Source organism: Acidobacteriota bacterium (assembly GCA_016713675.1).
GTDB lineage: Bacteria > Acidobacteriota > Blastocatellia > Pyrinomonadales > Pyrinomonadaceae > OLB17.
Genome location: JADJOS010000004.1, coordinates 67,723 through 83,212 on the forward strand (window position 1 = coordinate 67,723; position 15,490 = coordinate 83,212).

At 49.2% G+C, this 15,490-nt stretch carries 13 protein-coding genes; 9 read left to right on the forward strand and 4 right to left on the reverse strand.

Annotated features, from left to right (window positions below; genetic code table 11):
- Positions 1-9 precede the first annotated feature (9 nt).
- The 8 genes from IPK01_13770 (at position 10) to IPK01_13805 (ending at position 8,667) form a co-directional block, all read left to right on the forward strand.
- A complete protein-coding gene (locus tag IPK01_13770) occupies positions 10-1,287 on the forward strand; it encodes a hypothetical protein (GenBank protein MBK7934520.1) in 1,278 nt (425 codons plus the stop codon).
- Positions 1,288-1,299: 12 nt separating this feature from the next.
- The gene (locus tag IPK01_13775) at positions 1,300-2,634 is read left to right on the forward strand and encodes a hypothetical protein (protein ID MBK7934521.1); all 1,335 of its coding nucleotides are present in this window, start codon (positions 1,300-1,302) and stop codon (positions 2,632-2,634) included.
- Positions 2,631-3,719, forward strand: coding sequence for an AAA family ATPase (locus IPK01_13780; protein MBK7934522.1), 1,089 nt, complete (start codon positions 2,631-2,633; stop codon positions 3,717-3,719). The genes IPK01_13775 and IPK01_13780 overlap by 4 nt, the downstream gene beginning before the upstream one ends.
- On the forward strand, positions 3,716-4,444 hold the full coding sequence (locus IPK01_13785; GenBank protein MBK7934523.1) for a hypothetical protein: 729 nt from the start codon (positions 3,716-3,718) through the stop codon (positions 4,442-4,444). Before IPK01_13780 ends, IPK01_13785 begins: the two co-directional genes overlap by 4 nt.
- An 11-nt stretch (positions 4,445-4,455) precedes the next feature.
- Entirely contained in the window at positions 4,456-6,474 is a 2,019-nt protein-coding gene (locus tag IPK01_13790; protein MBK7934524.1) for a type IV secretory system conjugative DNA transfer family protein, read from the forward strand.
- 140 nt (positions 6,475-6,614) lie between these two features.
- Positions 6,615-7,004 (forward strand): hypothetical protein, encoded by a 390-nt coding sequence (locus IPK01_13795; protein MBK7934525.1) that lies wholly within the window; start codon positions 6,615-6,617, stop codon positions 7,002-7,004.
- Positions 7,005-7,060: 56 nt separating this feature from the next.
- Positions 7,061-7,879, forward strand: coding sequence for a type IV toxin-antitoxin system AbiEi family antitoxin (locus IPK01_13800; protein ID MBK7934526.1), 819 nt, complete (start codon positions 7,061-7,063; stop codon positions 7,877-7,879).
- Positions 7,879-8,667, forward strand: coding sequence for a nucleotidyl transferase AbiEii/AbiGii toxin family protein (locus tag IPK01_13805; protein MBK7934527.1), 789 nt, complete (start codon positions 7,879-7,881; stop codon positions 8,665-8,667). The genes IPK01_13800 and IPK01_13805 overlap by 1 nt, the downstream gene beginning before the upstream one ends.
- Before the next feature lie 41 nt (positions 8,668-8,708).
- On the opposite strand, the gene IPK01_13810 is transcribed toward IPK01_13805, so the two are convergent.
- The 3 genes from IPK01_13810 to IPK01_13820 all read right to left on the reverse strand — a co-directional run bounded on the left by IPK01_13810 (position 8,709) and on the right by IPK01_13820 (position 14,163).
- Positions 8,709-10,994 carry a hypothetical protein gene (locus IPK01_13810; GenBank protein ID MBK7934528.1) on the reverse strand — a complete coding sequence of 762 codons (2,286 nt, stop codon included), beginning with the start codon at positions 10,992-10,994 and terminating at the stop codon, positions 8,709-8,711.
- Between the two features lie 113 nt (positions 10,995-11,107).
- Positions 11,108-13,489 (reverse strand): hypothetical protein, encoded by a 2,382-nt coding sequence (locus IPK01_13815; protein ID MBK7934529.1) that lies wholly within the window; start codon positions 13,487-13,489, stop codon positions 11,108-11,110.
- The gene (locus tag IPK01_13820; protein MBK7934530.1) at positions 13,486-14,163 is read right to left on the reverse strand and encodes a ribbon-helix-helix protein, CopG family; all 678 of its coding nucleotides are present in this window, start codon (positions 14,161-14,163) and stop codon (positions 13,486-13,488) included. The genes IPK01_13815 and IPK01_13820 overlap by 4 nt, the downstream gene beginning before the upstream one ends.
- Positions 14,164-14,546: 383 nt before the next feature.
- On the opposite strand from IPK01_13820, the gene IPK01_13825 reads away from it, so the two are divergent.
- On the forward strand, positions 14,547-14,804 hold the full coding sequence (locus tag IPK01_13825) for a hypothetical protein (protein ID MBK7934531.1): 258 nt from the start codon (positions 14,547-14,549) through the stop codon (positions 14,802-14,804).
- An 11-nt stretch (positions 14,805-14,815) separates the two neighbouring features.
- Here IPK01_13825 and IPK01_13830 read toward each other — a convergent pair whose 3' ends face one another.
- On the reverse strand, positions 14,816-15,469 hold the full coding sequence (locus IPK01_13830) for a reverse transcriptase-like protein (protein MBK7934532.1): 654 nt from the start codon (positions 15,467-15,469) through the stop codon (positions 14,816-14,818).
- Between the last annotated feature and the right edge of the window lie 21 nt (positions 15,470-15,490).

The window sequence follows — 15,490 nt, forward strand, 5'->3', positions numbered from 1 at the left end:
ATCTGAATCATGAAAACTTTAAGCATTTCAAATCTAGGAAAATACAGTACGAGGATCTTAGGAATCTCTCTCGTCGTCCTGTCGGCATTTGTTGTCAATGTTTATCCGCAGAGCCGGAAGACTGTTCACAAACCTAAGGTAAAGAATGTCGTTCGTCCGGTCTCGAACGAGACTAATCAGACCTCAAATGAAAAGGTCGTAAACATTTCAGCGGTCTCCAAGGAAGCACAGCCCGTTGCGGTGATAAATACTCCGCTCCCAGATTTCCTCTCGGGTGAAGCAAATGTAACGGTCAACCCGAAGCAGCCTACGGTTGTGCGTCTGGGACTGGCTCAAAACGCAGTTTCTATTGTCGAGTTTCCCGCATCGGACGGAATCTATTACATCCATGAGGGAAATCCCAAGCTTGCGTCAGTGTTTCAGTCTCCGACAAAAGAAACCGACCGATCGATAACCATTTATCCGGGAGAAGGATTCGTCCCTTCAAAAGACGGGGCGACCTCTGCCGCGATCAGCCTGCAGATGCGGTCCGGCCTGGTTCTGATTCTGGAACTGGTACCGGTCAGCGACCTGAAGAAGAATGCTCACAGATGCGTTATCTCATATGACCGCGAAGCAGTTGTCTCGGCGCGGAAGGTTGCAGGACTCGCGTTTGACCTTGGCGGTGACACTAAGAATTCTCCTCCGATCAACTCACGGGCACTATCCAAACTGGTCGGTTCACCACGGCCCGCCGAAGAGAAGATTTCTGATTCTCCAATGTCGGAGTTGAACTCAATCTCAAACGCTGTTTTCGCCGAAATACCCGAATCAAAACGGGCGGGTTCGAAGCGAGCAATGACCGATGCTGAGATATCGAAGGCTGCAAACAAGCGGTTGGCTGACGTTCTTCGAGATCAAAAGAAGCACCTCTCCGCGTGGTCTTCACCTCTTCACGGTCTGGAACTATCACTGACCCGCGTCACCGATCTTGATTCCGAAAACCGCCTTGTTGTTGTTGCGATTCGCAATTCTGCATCAACAAATCTAAGGCTCGTTCGAGGTTCCCCTGAACTTCAGATCCAGACGCTCGACAAGGACGGCAACAGCCTTCTTACCACCAAACTCGATCTCCGCTATTTGGAAACAACCGCGTTTGAGGGCCTTGTCCAACCAGGCTCTACTACGTTCTATGCTCTTGTCTACAAATCTCCGCTCCTTGGGGTTAATCAAAAGATTCGAGTCGCCGTTGCTCAAACTGAAGCTATCGACGCTCCGATCTCGGCAACTCTTAACGGATCGAAATAAAGGAGACACGCAATGCAAACTACGTTAACTACAAATTCCGATATTCCGACCGCCTTACCGGACATCGAGGCAGATGAAGAACGCGAGAAAATGTTGCTGGATGATCAGAATGAACTTTCGAAGAATGAAGTTGATGATGATGAATTGGATCTTGAAACCGGATCGGAACGAAAAACTTCCCGAACCGCGAAGGTACTAAAAACCGCTGCCGCGTTCACAGTATTCTTGTTACTGATGGGTACAGCGATCACCTGGTTCTTCGGTATGGGTTGGTTCGCTACGCCGAATCCCCAGGCCGTTAATCGAACGAGCCAAAAGGATTCATCTCCGGCTCCAATGACCGAGGATGAGAAACTTAAGGCTGCCCTCACAATGGTAGCGTCAAAAGAGCCAATACCAAGCAAGGACTCTGTAATTGGGCAATCCGATGAACCGATATCAGTCGACAAACCCGCTTCTGTTAACACCGAGTCAAACGATATCTCTTCGATGTCAGCATCGCGAACGAGAACCGAGCCTTCCTTGAATGTTGGCACTGATGTCTCCCCAAGGGACGCTCTCAAACGAGAGGATCAGCCCACCAACCTGGAGACAAAGAAGAATTCTCCACAAGGTAACGACACTCCCCTGTCAAAATCTGTATCGTCAACCGAACCCTTAGGACGCTCGCTGTTCTTTGGAGTCACAAAGGTCAGAGATGAGCAATTTCGCAATAATAGTGCAGCGACTACAGCGACAACCTCGGACACACCAAAGCCAAAAGTAAGTGGCTCACTGCCGTTTGGCTCACTGCTTACGGTCCGCCTTATTGGAGCGATCTACACGCTTAGAAATTCCGGTGGGGTCGTACGTATGGAATTGACGCAACCGGTTGTAGGAAAAGGTTACTCCTATCCGGCAGGCACGACTCTAATTGGTAATCTACGGGGCGGTGAATCCGTAAGAGCGTTCGTCAATATTATCGGCCTGATCGATCCGGTTTCTGGTGAACTGGTGAAGTTCACCGGCGAACTATTGGGAACTGACGGTGCCTCAGGGATTCCCGGAAACAGGAAAAGAGTCACCGGAAAGTGGACCCGATTCTTTCGAGGCATAAAAGATACTGCCGGCTCGATATTGGGATCGGTCGGTTCGTTCCGTTCAGGGGGAACAGTAGTAATATCTGAGCCCCTGCGTAGAGGATCCGAAAAACTGTCTGAGGACACGAGTCAGTCACTGTTTGGAAACGAACCCGAGGACACGTTCCTAGAGGTCTTAGCCGGAACCACCGGATACGTACTTGTAACGCAACTACCCGAACCGAACTCTTCAATTGCCAACGCAGAAACGGGAGCAAAAAAGGAATGATTCCGTTTGACGCATCCCGTCCACAGATCAACCCTCGCGAACTTGTCTCAGACGGAAAGCATGGTGAGCTTTTCCAACTGATGGCTGGACACGGATACGTGCCCGACGAGCAAGTATTCGAAGACTTCTGTGAAAGTCTTAAGTCTGGACGGGCATGGCTTATTTCCGGTACGCGCGGCAGCGGGAAGACTGCATTTCCCGAAGCGTTAGCCGCCGCCTGCAATCTTTCGATGTGCGTTGTTGCCGGACGCGATGGGTTAAAACAGGAAGAGATCCTCTATGACTGGGATAATGAAGAGCAAGCCGTGTGGATGAGAGAACACCTGGCACTCGCAAAACAACTGCCACTTGAAGAGCAGGCCGAGTTTCTCGACAATGCCCGACGCTCTAAGTGGCAGCGCCGATTTCTGATTCTTGGTGAAGTAGGAATGGCATACGACTTGGCGGCAAGCGCGGCGTCGAGCACTCCAATGAAGCCACCGCCGGTGTTGATCCTTGATGAAAGCGATAAGTTTGGGGCCAGCATTGAAGATTCACTTCTTATGCCGCTCGAACGTGGACTGATCTACATTCCGCGATTCGAAGGCGGAACAATCGGCGTTCCCGACTGGAATTCGAGACCGATCGTGATCACGACCTCAAATGATCTGCGCCACAAACTCAGTTCGCCGTTCATTTCGAGACACGTTTACAGCCGGTTCGCGAGTCCTTCGCTGGAAAAGGAGCTTGAGATCTTATCGACTAGAAATAAACGCGCGACTTCAACCCACTTAGCACTTACAACCAAGCTAATAGACGCCGTTCGCGGAATCGCCGGAATGGAAGATCATCCGAGTGTCCGTGAGTCGATCGACATCGTTGCAGCTCTCGAACGCGACTTGGTTGAGTCTCTGAATTCGAAAGACTTGGTCCGATATTTTTGCTATTTCGTAAAGACCGGAGCATCCAGAGAACTGCTCACCCTTCAGCTCGATTATCTTTTGGCGATGACGCACGCCTTCCACCCGGACATCGATTCTTGGCTAGGCTCGCGCGATGCCAGTTGGAAGATTAGGTGGCCGCAGCTCGCCGACAATTCGCTATGAATAGAACAGAATCCAAATTGGGGCTTTTTTCGACGATCAAACAGTCGGTGGTTCGCACTCAATACTCTGGCCTACTGGTAGTCGTTTGCGTGGTCGGCGTCTACGGATTTGTCAGAATATTGATGCCGCAGAGCGAAACGGCCCAGGTTCGATTTGTTGAAACTCGTGGGCTTGAATCTGAAAAAGAGTCTTCGCCGACCGGACCGCAGACCGAAGACCCGTTCTCCGGCCTCGAGTATGATAATGCGGTAAGACTCAGAGAAACGTCGGCCTTGGGAATGGCGATCTCGTTGTCTGTGTTGTCGCTGAATGCTCAGAACGGAAGACTCCCAGAGAATGTCGATCGGATAATTCGCCACGTTAATGCCGCCCGACTACTGCCGCCCGGGGTTCAATCAAATTCAGCAACTATTACTTCAGAGCGAAGCACGTTTCATATCGTATATCGACGCGAACCCTTTTCATTTGAAGTACTGGCCGTACCAAAATCCGATCTAGGCTCACAATTACTTTTTAGATTTCCGCTCCCTCAAAGCGAACCCAATACGGTTCTGTATTTTGAAGCGCTCCGCGATAGACCCTTTCCGGCAGCTCTTTCAACGGTTGAACAATTGAGTGCGTCAGGCTGGAGGATACGGCATTGGCGAGGTGATGTATTGTCCATCACTTCGGCAACATATGATTCGCTGAAAGAACAGAGTGACTATCTTCGTAACACACGGTAACCGATAAAGCTATGTTTTCGCGTGAATGGATTGAGAAATTTGACGCTTCCTACGGTATTCCAAGGAAAGCAAATGAGCAGTATCTGCCATCGTATCAAGCGTTTTGGCAGTGGTCGGCTGACATTGGCATGTGCGTTTTCTTCGTTGCTTTGGGATTACTCGGTTCAATAGTCTGCTTGTTTGCGGGATATCTTTTAGACGTTTATGGTCTGATAACTTTGGTCTTTTGGGCGATGGCTCTGATCTGTCTTGCGGGTTCGCTTGTAGATTCCTATTCACTAATGTGGGCGTACCGCGTTCGGCGTATGAGTACCGCCCATGGCTCAGCGCGGTGGGCGAAGGCATCCGATCTGATTCGCTGCGGTCTGATGAATCGGATTAGAGGATTGCCACTACCTGCAAATGCGCTTCCTCTCGCAAAAGCGTTTTGGGGTCGCGATGTATTTCTTCCCGCAAGTCAGTGGCTTCGCCACTTTGTTATGTTCGGCCCGACCGGTTCCGGTAAATCAAAGACTTTTTTCATGTCCATGATCCGGGCGATCCTCAACAAGTCATCTTGTCTGGTCTACGATCCTAAAGGCGAGCTTTTCGCCCAGACTGCCCGTTCCGCCGAAACGATCTATCGTTTGGACCTCAACGATCCGACAAAAAGCGATCGGTGGAACTTCATTCCAAAATGTCGAAACGATCCTGCGTTTGCGTGTCAGATTGCCGGGATGATGCTCGGTATAGAAGGCCGACGCCGGACGAATGCCGACCCTTTCTGGGGTGATGCCGAACAGATAGCTTTGACGGCAATTTTGCTTCACATCGCGGAAGTTTACCGTGAGAAAGCTATCCCAGCGTTCGCGGCCGACTTTCTACTCTTCCTGAGCGGCGACGGCGATCAGGCTTTCAACGATGCGATGATGAATTCCCCAAGCCTCTACGCGAAACAAGCGTATTTGGCTTTTCGCCAGGCACCGGTTCAGACTCGCGGATCCATTTTGATAGGTTTGTACAACAAGCTTCGACCGTTCACACTTGCACCTGCTCGGATGGTGATGATGCCGCCAACCAAAGACGAAGCGGCACTTGGTTGCCGCTCGATAAACTTCGCAGACCTTCGCAAACCCGGTACAGCAATTTACCTTGTCGTCTCGGAAGGGGCCGCCGACGTCTATAAAGAGTTTATCGCTACCTTCATCGGACAGGCCGTTATGGAAATGAGGCTCGATGGTGTAAATGAACCAGAGCATCCGTGCTTCGTTCTCATAGACGAGGCTTACCAGTTGAATGTATCGGAGGTTAAGAGAATATCAGGTATCGGACGTGGACGTGGTGTTGGACTCGGTCTCGGATATCAGGACTTACCTCAAATGTACGACCAATACGGTCGTGAGCAGGCGAATGCGATACTCGGCACCATAATGACCAAGATCTTTCTGCCTGGCCTTGACGATGTGACTGCCGAGTACGCCTCAAAGCAGCTGGGCGAAACGACGATCTTCTCAAAAACATTTCAGGACTTTCCGGGAAAGAAACAGGACAACACCAGATACGCGGAGCAAAAGCGTGCCCTCATGCTGCCGAATGAGATTCGACAAACAGCAGCTCATTCCGAAGTGTTGATTATCAGCGACACCGCCCCGCCGATCCGCGCTGCATACCCGCCTTTTGCGGTTCATAAAAACACTTATTCCGCCGCGACCAAAGGCACACCCCGCGAAATCCACCTTGGAGATATTGATCCTCAATTCTCGTTTACAGACTCGGGCCATGCTAACGAGGCTGCCGAACATGACAAGGCAGCTCTCAAAGAAGTTATCTCATCTGAGGTCGATCGAATCTGTTCGAACGAACGTCTTTCAGAACTGGCTTTTCCATCTGCAGAAGAGCCAGCACTTGACTCGCTGGAACATCAATTAGACGGCGAATCGGCGAAAAAGGATCCAGTTTACAACGCTCTCAACAACCTTCCTGTCGAGGTGGGATACTTTTCCGCCCAAGGCAATAGAGGTTCTTTGGTGATTGAACACGCATCGATCTAAAACGCATGCTAAATAGACTCAAGATCTCGCTCATCCTAGCCCCGCTGGCCCTCACAATTTTGATCGGCGTCTATGTCTACTCCCTTTGGTCGCAGGAACGAAAGCGAAGCTCAGAAATCCCCGTTGACGCAACCGCATCGATGAACAGAGATCTGGTGAAGTTCCACCAAAAACGCGGTTCGTTCCCCGCAACGCTGAAAGATCTCGAAGGCGTCGTCTGGGAAAAGAAGGATCGAAATTTTGTTTCGGAAGGACATTCAATGATTCACAGAAATTACTTCTATCTTTACTCAAGAATTGACCAAAATCGGTTCACTCTCTGGGCCATCCCAATCGGCAAAGAGCGTGAGGAGGCATCAACATTATTTTTAGTAGGAACGCCTATGAAAAAAAGAACATGGAAAGGAGCCGCTCTCACTGTAGAAGATGTCGGCAAACTACCCCGGTTGTTACCGATCGAACAGGATCTGGCTCTTAGAGGAATGGTTGAGCAGGTAGATCACAAAGCGGTGTACTCGAATTCGAAGTAAAGTATTTCTTTGCGAAAAGTACCGAAAAGTGGTACTTTGTGCAAAGGATTACTTTCATGAGATCACAAAGTTCGCAACTTAGAGTCGAAGAATGGGTAGATAAGGAAATTGCTTACGGCCGGAGCGCTTTCTCTCTGGATCGAGTTGAGAGTGAGCTGCCGCAGTATTCTGAAACCGCGATCAAACGTTCTCTGAACCGATTATCACGAAAGGGCACCATAATTTCCGCCCACAAGGGCTATTACGTTATTGTCACGCCTCAATACTCTTCACGCGGGATTCTTCCTCCGGCACTATTCATTGACGGACTAATGCGTTTCTTGGAGCGTTCATATTACGTTGGCCTTTTAAACGCTGCTGCATTTTACGGCGCGGCACACCAGGTGCCTCAAGAGTTCTTTGTTTTCACGAGTTTTCCGCCCATGAGGCCGACCGTGAAGAAGGGGATAAAGGTAAATTACATAACCAGAAAAGAGATCCCAGATGACCTTCTCGAAAACCGAAAGACCGAAACTGGAGTTGTTAAGATTTCCTCGCCAGAACTTACCGCTGCCGATTTGGTGCAGCACCATAAAAGAGTCGGCGGTTTGAACCGAGTAGTTGAAGTGCTCTCAGAGCTGACCGAAGCGATCCGTATCGAGAAACTAAACAACGAGTTTATTCAGTTCGTTCCAACTGCCGTAATTCAGCGGCTCGGTTATCTGCTCGAAACAGCAACAGGTGCAGAGTCACTCGCCGACGGGCTGTATAAAGCCGCGGCGTTAAATGTCGAAAAGTTCTTTCCTGTGCCATTAAGTACAACAAAAAGGAAACGTGGATTTCCGGTTGAAACGAGATGGAATGTAGTTGTAAATGAAACGATAGATACCGAATAGTGATTCCTACCGCATATATCACCCAATGGGCCAATTTCGTCCCATGGCAGACGAATGAACAGGTCGAGCAGGACCTTGTGATCACGCGCGCCATTGTGGAAATCTTTTCGGATGATTTCCTACGCGAACGCCTGGCGTTTCGCGGCGGGACCGCTCTTCATAAACTCTACTTGAATCCGCAACCTCGGTATTCCGAAGATATCGATCTCGTTCAGATCAAACCTGAACCAATTAAAGAAACGCTCGCCCGCCTTCAAAGCAGGCTTGAATTCGTCGGTCCGGCATCTGTGGCTCAGAAGAAAGACAATAATACTCTGCGTTTTCGATTCGAATCGGAAATACCTCCGGTCCAACCTTTGAAACTAAAAGTCGAAATAAACTGCCGCGAACATTTTAACGTGATGGGCTTGCAGGAGTTTCCCTTTGCAACGGAATCTGACTGGTTTAGCGGAAGTACCGATATTGTCACGTACAGGATCGAAGAGCTTCTCGGAACAAAGCTTAGGGCTCTGTATCAGCGTCGCAAAGGGCGCGACCTCTACGATCTTTACAAGGCGTATCAAGAGCAACGGCCAGATTCTCAACAGATCATTGAAGTTTATCGAAAGTATATCGCTTTTTCCGTAGACAATCCGCCAACAAGAAAACAGTTTCTCCGGAACCTCGAAACCAAGATGCAGGACAACGAGTTCCTCGGCGACACACGTGCGTTGTTGAGACCAACGGAACAGTATGATGCTAATGAGGCATTTAATTTCATAAAGGATGAACTTGTTGAAAAGCTCTAGGCTTCTGGTTTGCCGATCGAATAAATCGAGGGGCACTTAGACTACCGAACACGCTGGGACGTAGTTTGAAAATGGTCATCCCGACTTCGAACGCCTGCGGACACCGACTGCGTGGAGAATGGAAAACGATCTTTGGATAGCTCCTTGTCATTATATTGATTAACAATGCTGCTGAGTTCGGAAGTCAGCAATTGTCTCGCGTCGTTATTCGCACTTCTTGCTCCAACTAAACTCAAATGATCGTCCAGGATCATATTGGTTCGTTCCTCAACAAACTTCGGATCGGCGTTTGCGAGTGACAATTCGAGCAGCTCGGTTTTCAGCGCTGCTTGAAGCTTGCCTGGTTGGAGATCGGGCGTGGATTGGTTAGTTCCGTCGATGACGGGACCTTTCGATTCCTGGGCGGTCAGTCTGACTGTTGTTTCTAGCTTTTCCTTCTGCTCGGTGGCCACTTGATAAACGAAATCCCTCTCCGCAGGCGGCAGTTTGCTGTAAAGTTCACTGTGGTCGAAGTTGTTTTTGAAGCGGAGTTCCTCATTCGGGGTCTTGAGACTCTGTAGAAAATGCTTTGTTGCTGATAAGGAATCGTTCAGGTACTTTCTTTCCATTCGAGATTCCAGACTTTCGATTAATTGTTGGGCCTCTGGGCTGCGTGCGATCTCGCCTCTTTTCAAAGCCTCAGTTCTTGCTTTTGTTGTCTCGCGGTCACCCGCATAGTTTAGTTTCGCGACGATCATTTCGGATGTGTAATGCCGGGGCGACTGCTCGGTAAACAACATTTGCATCTCCTTCTGTGTCAGAGCCGGAAGGTTCTTAGTATCTCGATTCTCGGCATTCTGTGGCCTCTGAAGCCCAACAGAGGCATTTTCAATCCGTATCCTTGATGACGCTTCGATAACTTCCTCACGCGACTGACAGCGATCTAACATCTGTGCGTAGTCTCGATACCGTTCGTTGAAATGTCGAAGTCTCGTTTCAGGTTGATTTAGCTGGTACTCAAGATATGCGGATGCGATTCGCAGGTCCTCGTAATTTAGCTCCTTTCCTTTCACATCGTTCTCGATCGGCTTATCAGCTTTTGCCCTAAAAAGTTTTAGAATTATGGAGGGCGAAATGCCATTTTCCAGGGCATCGTCCAGTGCCGGAAATTTGACCTCAGCCCAGTGCTTCATCTCTTCTGCGGAGATTTCGGAAGCGAGCAAGTTTAGATGTGTACTCTCAAGTTCGATGCGCTCAAACCCGAGAGTACTATTAACGTGTTCAGAATCTCGTTCCGTTGCAAGATGCTCGAAGGTCTCACTAGGTTCTTCGACCGATCCTCGAAATTGATGTTCTGTATCGTGGAGATCAGGCTCGAGAAGCGGCTCATACTGGATCGAACGGTCAGTTGGTTCGAGCTTCTCCATCTCACCCGCAACAATTGCGATTTCTGCTAGAGTCCGATCGAATCGCTCTGTCGTCGATTCTGCTTTCGACTGATCGCGATCCCGATCCAAAAACTCTCGTTTCCCGTCCAGCGCGTCATAGATCCAACGAAAGACCTTTGCCTCGGTCTCTCGATCTGCATTGCTGCCGGCGATGGCTTTTCCATAGTCAAGGATCTGTGGTGCGACTTCGCGAGCTTTGTCTGACCCGACCAATGGTTCAAGCCGGATTACTCCGTAGTTAAGAGTTGCGAGTTGGAGCGGTGATTTTAGATCGTGCGACTCCTTCGGAATTATCAGAACGCCATTCTGAACGGTTCCTCCACGCTCGTATGTGTCACGGAGAAACTGTGATCTGCTGTTCAAGTACGAAGCGTGCTCGCTCCTGTTGCGGCCATCTGTGTCGTCAAGTTTTGAAAGCTCAAGGTCTGCTCGGCTAACCGAAAGGATCTCGTTGATTGCCCTTTCGGTACGTGGATTCGACGGATGAAAGTTTGAATCTTGGGTAAGCGTATGACGTGAGGCTCGATTCAGCTCTTTGACCTCAATTGCCTTCGCAACTTTCTCAATCGCGAGCTTAACAACATCTGCGTGACACGTCTGCCCTGCCCGACAGAAACACGTGATCGAAATCGGCTGTCCGTTCCGGAAGGCATCGCCAAGCAAAACCATACCATCCCTCAGTCCGCCATCATTTTGTTTGTAGCTGTTTCGCAGCCGTTCGGAGTAAGCGAAAAGTGCGGCTTCGCGACCGCTACCCCGTGGTGCAATTTCGTTCCGGTTGGGTGAAAGAAGCCCCAATTCTGGAGTGCTAATATTCCCGAGATCGAGACTCCTGTTTGGAAGCGTAGACTCTGCTTCATTCAAGCGAGCAATTACCTTATTGCTCAGATCATATTTCATAACTCGCCCCTCCCCGTTTCGGCTCGTTGGCTAACCGCCCCCGAAGAAATGGCAAATCATGTGCCTAGAAGTTAGCCAACCAATTATGGTTTGGCTTTCTATACATTTAGATATCAACCCCGTTCGATTCCGGTCCTAATACCTCGACCAATCGTCACATCTTCCCTCTCGGGCCATCCTCCTTTTTCATGTGCAGTCGAATCTCGTTCTTCGCCAGACCCTGCTTTTGTTTTGAGCTTGACGACCGATACTAGAAGCTCCCTGAAGTTCGTCCCATCAATTCCGGCTGAGTGTTTGAGTATCGAGTTCAGGCGCTTTGCTTCCCGGCTGCTCGATGTCGCTGTGATGCGTTTCTCGATCTCAGCGATCTCGCTTGTTGTGAAGATAGGCTGGTAGGTGAGATCCGCAGCACTACCCAACAGGGACAGTTGCTTAAACTCCGAAGCCTCTTTGGCCGCATTCAGCGACAGTTCTTTGGCGGCCGCCACGTCCGCTTTGAGACATCTCTCGCGATCCTTTGCTCGGTCTTCGATCTGGCGTCTTAAGGTTCGATGATCTTTTGTCTCTAACAGTAGATTCAGTGCTTGGTCAAGAATCGAGCTTTTTCGTGGTAGATCGACATCGTTGAGACTCAGATAACTCATCGAACCGTTCGATTTGTCCTCGATCGCAAATCTGTGAAAACGCTTCGAGCTTCGGTAGAAAGCTAGGTCTTCTTTTGTCTTATTCAGTCCGATATTGCAAAGAATTTCTCTTGCCAATGCGCGGCCCACGATCGCGTGAGAAAGATTCCCGGCTTCGTCGGGGCCGATCTTTCCTTTGGCTCCGTGTTGGCTGGGCACCGCCCCTTGAATCGATGTCCTTTGGAGATTCCAATTGGATGCGTATTCTTTGGGAAATTTGAGTTTTCTTGAGAGTGTGTCAAGTTCGATGATCTGATCGGCAGAAAACACTGGCTTCACTGTATCGAAGGTGCTGCTTCGATCAAGGACTTCACTCAGAACCCCAACAATCTTTTGCTCCTGCCGCATCGATTTGCGCATTTGCAAGGATTGTTCACTCAGAGAACTGTTGACCGAATCAAATAGAAAAAATTCCCTTGACTTGGAATTTCGGCTTGAGGGCTTGTTGGTCAGATATTCGATTGCCGAGCGAATGCTTTGAAGAACAGCGCGACCATCGTTTTTGATATCATTTTGACGAGCTATCATCGCCAAAGAGACTCGATCGTTTCCAACCTTCACCTTTCGGTAATACGCGTTGTCTTTGAAGTCCGAGAGCTGCCGCTGATGTAGCTGCATCCTCATTTCAGAAACCGCTTTTTGTCCAGCGAGAAGTCCGAGATCAGAAACAGTTCTAGGTGCGATTTCTTTCTTGTTTTCAAGGTCGGTTCTCACCTGCTCAAGATAGCGAAATTCTCGCACTTTCGTGTTTGCTAGACATTCGCTTTGAATTTCATCGAGTTCTTGCTTATTGAATGCCGGCGCCGGTACTTTTACTCCCCTTTTTCTGTAGTCGGTTCGGATCTGATTTGCTTCCCCACGAATAGATGCAGTTTCCTCTTTGAGTTTGAAGAATTCCGATTCTTCACGGGCGAGTATGCTGTTGGTTATCGCTATGATCTGGCGTGATTGCGGTGTTTTGCTCCAGTCTTCGGAGTTGGTTGCTGATTGCCTCAGCTCCAAGAGCGAGACTCTTTGCGTTATTGCTTTCTCCGGATCCCTGATCGGAAACTTGAGGCTCTCACGATTTTCGATAAGAAAGGCAATTTTTTCTTCCTTAAATTTGAGTTGATATTCGGCAAGAATACCCCGGCGTAGAATCTCTCGTTCGTGAATATTTCCATCGCCCTTTTGAAACTCAATGGCGTCATGTTTTTGTGGAGCATTTCGATTGTGCTGCTTGTCATTGGCATGTTCCCGTGAAGGTGTCCGTTCCGCAACAAGCTCCTGAAGTTTTTTCTTCGCGGATTCGATCAGAATACCGTCGACAATCCGTTTCTCTCCATCGATGATTTCAAAATGCGGAAGCGCCTCCCGCGGAATTTTGTTCAGCGATCTACCCTGAAGATCTTTGGTCAGATATTGCTTTTGAATTGCGATATGAACGTGCGGGTTTGCTGTGTTGAGATGAACGGCGCCTGCCCACGCAAGCCGCTCGCTTTGGAGACTCTTTTCTAGCTGTCCGATGGCAAATCTTGTGACGATTTTTACTTGCCGCTGGCGTTCCTCATCAGTCGAACCAAGTTGTTGAAAATCCTCCCGCCGAAATGAAAGAACAAGATGGTGAAGTTCGTTGTTTGAGGGACGGCCTTTGCCGCAATCGGATTTAAGAAAGTTGTTTGCGCTTCTTACGGTAAGGTGTTCGGTAAACTCGTTAAAAAGTTCACGACCTTTTTCGGGCTCTGCATTCCGGTCGATCTTACTGTGCGCTAGATAATGAATGAGACCGCGAGAACTGCCTCTTTTTGATTGAACGCTGGCAATAACTCTCATGATTCGCTCGCTATTTGATTCGCGGGTTTAGGCAAGGAATCGATTCGCTGTTTTAGTATTCGCACCTTGGTTGCAAGGTAGCTGTTGTGAAGGGATTCGTTTCCTGAGACGTGCTCGTGGAACAGGAGACATTTCTTAAGATCGGACACGGCGTGTTCGATCAGCTCAGCCATTGCGGTAGAGGCGATAACAACACTCTGTTTCCGGTCGCTGGTCTCCGGCGACGTATATTCGATGAGCTTTGTGAAAACGAGATTTAGCGAGGAAATCGACATACTCGACATCGAGTAGATTTCGGTAGTCAGCGAGCTTGCTTGACGTAGCAGTTCTAGTGCATTTTCGAGCTCCGATTCCATTCGATCAATGCTTTCTCGAATCTCGCCGATGTTGTCGCTTACAGAAAGATCAACCGTCTCGTTCTGGCGTCCGGTTCGCACAAGCCAATCGAGCTTTTCCTGACAGCGACCCGAAGCAAAATGCTGGTGTCTATCGGTCAAGGCGAAATGGATCATTCGACGGACGATCGCGGACTTGTTCTCACCGGTTTCGGCTGCGATCTCTTCAAGTTTTTTGTGGTCCTCATCGTAGGGCCTGACGCTGATCGGCCGTCCCTGCTTTGACTCGATACCCAACTCGATATTTTTTACTATTTTTTCTCTGTCTCGCTTTCTCATCTCTCGATTTTTGTGGCGGCGTTTTGTCACCAATTCGTCGGTTTGTAATTTCTCCGACCATTTGGACATGAGCAAAATACGTGCCTTTTGCGAGAAATATGGCGAGGGCTTCGGTTTGTAATTTTGATGACACCGCGTAACTTATTGACAGTGTGAGACTTATGTGAATTACACGGGCTGGTTCTTGGTCTATCCTGTCATACACCCGCCGCTGTAATTTTTGTTTTTTTACGAGCCCCCTCGATCCGCCTCTTTTTCTACGCCAAAAGCGGTTCGTTTATTCGCCGCCCGTTGCCACAAATACCGCAGTTCTCTGCTACGGCACGCCGATTGATTTACCAACCAAGCCAGTAAATTCGCCAACGTAAGGAGACCAAATACCAATGAACGATCAGAGCAATATCACCCCCTCTACAAAGCAGAATTTCGAGCGTCCGCTGCTGCAGATCAACCGCTTGAACTTCGTAAAATTGAACACACGTGTACTCGAAGCGACCGACAGCAAACTGAAACAATATCTTCAGTTCGCGTCCATCAGCATGAGTACCGATATCACCAATGACGATGTTGTCGAGTACGCGCTAAACCACCTTTTTGAGCGCGATCCGGCATTCAAAAGCTGGCTTAAAACTAGAGGTTAAAAGAGTATGAGCTAGGCGGAAAAAGCAGAAGGAAGTGTTCCAATCCCATCGAATTTTGCAACGGGAACGAACGACCGATGAGATGACTCGTATTGGGACAGAATCATTTCAAGCTTCATCTCAAATTCGCGGATATCCAACCGGTCTGAGCCGTGATACAGAAGCCCGCCCAATTGCTCCATATCAGCTTCCGAAACGTCACAGCATATTCTTGCCGCAGCACGGGCTAGACGGTCGGCAACTTCCTGAAACTGCACTCCCGAATGTCCTTTTATCCACCGCCAGGACACATGATGCCCGTAGCATGCTTTGACCAGACGCGACCAAAACGAGCGGTTTGCACGCATGTGGTTTCGGCCCATCATCGTATCTATTACATATTTTGAGTCTGACACGATCTCTATACGACAATATCTGCGAAGCTGCTCCAACGCATACGTGCATGCAAGGATCTCGGCCTGCTGATTGGTGATCTGTCCCAAATATTTTGAAACCAGTTTTACCTCCAGTCGATTGTGATCAAGCATAACCACACCGCAGCCCGCCGACGAGTCGATTGAGCCATTCCTAATGCATGATGCATCCGCGTAGATCGTCACAAGAGGCGCATATTCCGCCGTACTCTCTATCCCGCTTTTATTCTCAACTAACTTGATAACGCTCATTGTCCACCTCTCGTTTTTCTC